This window comes from Endozoicomonas sp. (assembly GCF_051008435.1).
Classification (GTDB): domain Bacteria; phylum Pseudomonadota; class Gammaproteobacteria; order Pseudomonadales; family Endozoicomonadaceae; genus Endozoicomonas_A.
Genome location: NZ_JBPCXO010000456.1, coordinates 1 through 4,180, shown reverse-complemented (window position 1 = coordinate 4,180; position 4,180 = coordinate 1). Strand labels below are relative to the sequence as shown.

3 protein-coding genes are annotated in these 4,180 nt (G+C 46.3%); all 3 read left to right on the top strand.

Annotated elements, in window-relative coordinates; translation table 11 throughout:
• Positions 1-397 precede the first annotated feature (397 nt).
• Positions 398-1,237, top strand: a complete 840-nt coding sequence (locus ACR2PX_RS22545; RefSeq protein ID WP_434001602.1) for a class I SAM-dependent methyltransferase — start codon at positions 398-400, stop codon at positions 1,235-1,237.
• Between the two features lie 64 nt (positions 1,238-1,301).
• The gene (locus ACR2PX_RS22540) at positions 1,302-1,784 is read left to right on the top strand and encodes an LptA/OstA family protein (protein ID WP_434001601.1); all 483 of its coding nucleotides are present in this window, start codon (positions 1,302-1,304) and stop codon (positions 1,782-1,784) included.
• A gap of 241 nt (positions 1,785-2,025) precedes the next feature.
• The gene (locus ACR2PX_RS22535; RefSeq protein ID WP_434001600.1) at positions 2,026-4,008 is read left to right on the top strand and encodes a PKD domain-containing protein; all 1,983 of its coding nucleotides are present in this window, start codon (positions 2,026-2,028) and stop codon (positions 4,006-4,008) included.
• Positions 4,009-4,180: the final 172 nt, after the last annotated feature.

Below are 4,180 nucleotides of genomic sequence, written 5' to 3'. Positions count from 1 at the left end.
TTCATTCTGGGACTATCTGACAGACAGGTTAACAGGCAGTGGCACGTTTCCAAGGCTGACGGACTTGATTGAAAAAGCTTCTCACATACTACCTTGTGGGCTTTGCAGCAGTTATTAAGAAGCTACGAAAAAAAGGTATCGCGACCCTTCTTCAACATGAACAACATAAAAAATGCGAAGAGCTTGGCTACCGATATTTGCAGACAATCACAAGCAATCAAAATCTTGCAATGCAAATCATCAACTTAAAGTCTGGTTATCAAGTGATAGGCACAAAGCTTGTCAGAGCCTCAGAGCTAAACATCCTTTTTGAGAAAAAAATTTAGCCCTTCTTAATCATCACAACAAATTTGAAACTCACTTTTCACACGCTACAGATTATTATCAGACCATCTCTATGACACTCTACAACCCGGAACATACAAAAAAGTATTACAACGAGTACGCCGATAAGGAAACTGAACGCTGGAATACGTCCATCGTTGAACAGGTAAAACTCTATATTCATAACCACTATCTAAAAAAGCATATTGCTCCTGGTGACAAGGTTCTGGAGCTGGGTGCGGGTACAGGGATATTTACCGAACCCTTGTCAGAAGTTTCAGGTACTCTGGTCGTCACCGACCTTTCTCCGGTTCAACTGGAAATCAATCGGTCTCGCGCTCATAAACTTGGCTATTCAGATCAGGTTGATAGCTGGGAGCTGGCCGATATATGCGATCTGTCCCAGTTTGAAGAGGAGTCTTTTGACAAGATTGTCTGCTATGGCGGCCCACTCAGCTACGTATTTGACAAGAGAGACGAAGCCTTATCAGAAATTCGAAGGGTTTTGAGACCCAATGGCACAGCCTTACTGAGCGTAATGAATCTGTGGGGCACGGTTGATCAGGTTCTGGAGCCTATACTCCAAACCGTTTCAGAAGACGACAACTCCAAGATTATCGCTTCTGGCAACTTGCACCCTAGCAGTCATGCGGTTTCTGATCATCATTGCCATTTATTCAGAGCAGAAAGCCTGAGAGAAACCTTTCAGAATAATGCCTTCGAGATTATCACACTGTCCGCATCAAATTGCCTGGCCACCAAACGCGCAGATGCACTGGAAGTATTAGAACAAGACCCTGAAAAGTGGCAGCATTTTTTAAATCTTGAAATTCAAGCCTGTGTATCACCCGGAATGGTTGAATCGGGGACGCATATGATAGCGGTGATAAAAAGGACTGAATCAACCAGCTGAACCCTATTTCAGCCAGTTGAATTTATATTTCAGTGTTTCCAAAACAATAAAAGAGTGATTAGAAATGGAATTCCTACACACTTTCAAGAGAGCGCTGATCGTCAGCATGCTCTTAGCAGCTCAACCGGTCGCAGCCTTCACACCGGACGAGAAGGTCGCCGTTAACACAAAGTCCGGCTCGATCTATTCAAACTCATCAGAAGTTGATCTTAAGAATAAACAGAGAACCTTTCTGGGTGAAGTAGAAGTCATCACTCCCGACTTTGTTCTTAACTCTGACCAGCTGAATGAGTTCAATTACGGAACAAACGTCAGTGAGCTTGTAGCAACAGGCAAGCCCGTCAACTTCATACAGCTGAAACCCTATAAAATAGAAGTGTCTCATGGTACCGCTGCGAAGATAATTTATAAGAGCAAGGAAAAGATGCTTCTTATGTGGAACTACGAAGTCTATGACCTGAATGGAAATATTTCTCGTGGTAAGAAAGCAACCTATTTTTTACAGCAACCCGTTCCAACCGGGTTGCTGAACTCAAACACTTATTAGTCAGAAACCCGTTACTTTTTAATTTATAGCCAGACTCTATTTAATCAGCCCCTGGTACTGCAACAAGAAACATCCAACACTTTTTAACCAGAATAAGTTTTAAACTGGGAGCCCTGTCGCATTTATTAGCCTGGCCCTGCCTTCAAAAGCCAAAAGTCATCGAATACACTGTCCAAGTGTAGATTGTATACAATACACAAAAGCTCACGCAGTAAGAGTGAATCAAAACACGGAGAGTGAGATGAGGATCTTTCAGAAATGCGTAGTACCCCTGAGTATGGTTTTACTCACGGGATTGGCAGCCCCAACCTTTGCAGCAGGCATTTGTCCTGTAAACGGCTCAGACACCGTCGTTCCCTTAAGCAGTTTTGACCCACCACCACAGGATGGAACCCCAAAACTGACACCCGATGATGTGATTGCCTATCTTAACGATAAAAACATCAACTCCATGAAAGGTTTTATGGATGTGATGCCCGATCATATGCTGAAAAACTTTGCTTTGATCGAACACAGCCAGACACCGGGGAAAGCCTCCATGGAATACCCCCGTATTCTGATGTTTGGCTCTGACGCTCGCTTTATGGTGAACATTCCTACCGACCCGACCGATCCGGATTACGAAAGACTGGATGTCTCATACCGTCATGACGATGGTAACTGGGAATTTTCTCAATTTGACTTCACCACCACACCGGCCACTTTAAATAAAAACCCGGCCTCCTGTATTCAGTGTCATGGTAGCCCTGCCCGCCCCTTCTGGCAGCAGTACCTGAACTGGCCTGGTGTGTTTGGTGATGATGACAGCGATGCCAATGCCCCGGAAACGCTGGAGCCTCGTCATGCAAGAAGGTTCCGTGAGCTGAAAGAAGGTCAGGGCAACCCCAACCGCTTCCATAACTTAATGTGGGAAGACCGTTACGTTGACAACCAGGCTCAGCACCTGAAAGACAATGTTTACGGATTTGCCATGTCGATATTCAACATGGCGATTGCCAGCCAGGTGGCAGAAGGTGTTTCACTGCGTTTGGAAAGTCATCCAAACTGGCCCGATGTTCGTCATGAATTTCTGTATTCACAGTATTGTGATGGCCGAGCCAGACTCGCGAATAACGAGCAGAAAAACAAAGTGGGTCAGCTGATCGCCTCTCTTGGCGGAACAGGTAATACCATTAAAGACTTTTATGCAGCTTTGGGAATGGATGCCGACCAGGAGTTTAAAATCCACTGGCTGAGAACAGATCCGGTAGCTCCGTTAGACGATTACAACATTAATACCGACAGCTTCTGGGGTGTTATGTCCGGTCTGATTCTGGATGACCTGAGACAAGCTGATCCCAATGTGAAGAACATTCTGCAATCCGGCCCCAATAACTTTGGTGTCTTTGGCTGTCCCAATCTGGGTAACAGCACAGACGAAGTACTGGATTACAAGATGATGCATTACTACAACATCCGGGGTGAAGCACGCCAGCAGGTTCAGGAGACCTTCTTTGACGTCGATATTTCTCGCACCGATCAGGTGGTTACAGATCAGGTAAGTCAACCTCTGTGTAATTATCTGGCCTCCAATCTGGACACCTCCATTCCGGATACCAGTAATGGCAACAGACTGCCCATCGCTAATGCGAACGGCCCTTATACCGGACAGGTTGATAGCAATATCGATTTCAGCAGCAGCGGCTCAACCGACTCCGACGGTTCCATTGATGCCTATAGCTGGGATTTTGGCGATGGCAACAGCAGCTCACTGGCAAACCCAAGCCATGCTTACACGTCATCCGGCTTGTTTACTGCCAGACTGACCGTGACCGATGACAAGGGAGACAGCAGAACCAGCTCGGCTACCGTGACAGTGACGTCTGGAGACCTGGGGGACCTGGAAAATGCCTGTGCCACCGAAGGACCACAAACCAGCAATGGCTTGACCAGTGCTGATGCCGTGTGTGTGCCCAGTACCTCTAATACCAACGGTATTCAGTATTACTGGATCCTTGTACCTGCAGGTACTAACAGTATCCAGATCAACACTGGCTACGGCAGCGGAGATGGCAATGTTTATTACAATGCCAGCAACTGGGCAACTTCGAGCAGCTACCAGCTAAGCTCTAACAATCCAGATAATACCGAGTCAATCACGGTATTCAATCCGGGCTCAGGCTATCAGTATGTCAGTGTCGTGGGTGCCCGCTCTGGAATGACGTTGAAAGTGACTCTGGAATAAATCGCGCTCTAGCTGAAACCAAGGTAGGATAGTTTCTGGCTATTCTGTCTTTTTTATTTCTGGAAAGCTGGAAAGCTGGAAAGCTGGAAAGCTGGAAAGCTGGAAAGCTGGAAAGCTGGAAAGCTGGAAAGCTGGAAAGCTGGAAAGCTGGAAAGCTGGAAAGCTGGAAAGC